1 protein-coding gene is annotated in these 239 nt (G+C 42.3%); it reads right to left on the bottom strand.

What is annotated here, in order from left to right:
• On the bottom strand, positions 1–238 hold a 238-nt coding region (locus EII32_RS11955), incomplete at its 3' end, for a transposase (RefSeq protein WP_148096856.1).
• Position 239: the final 1 nt, after the last annotated feature.

The following is a 239-nucleotide window of genomic DNA, read 5'->3' as shown; positions in this document are numbered from 1 at the left end:
GAAGAAATTCCAATTGACCGCAGAAATACTGATAATAGGCATTTTCGCTCCACTGTAAAACGACGCTTTCGTCGGAAACATTACGCAAGTGTTTCAGAATTAAAAGACCGCACATCAAGCGAACGGGATGGGCAGGGCGGCCATTGGTTCTACAATATAAGGGAGAAAAGGCATCTTCAAATCTGCGCCAATTGATTTTATTGGCAAGTTTGTAAAGAGGATGATTGTGATCGAGCATA

This window comes from Prevotella sp. OH937_COT-195 (genome assembly GCF_003932845.1).
Taxonomy (GTDB): domain Bacteria; phylum Bacteroidota; class Bacteroidia; order Bacteroidales; family Bacteroidaceae; genus Prevotella.
The sequence above is the reverse complement of the archived record's forward strand: the minus strand, read 5'-3'. Positions and strand labels throughout refer to the sequence as shown.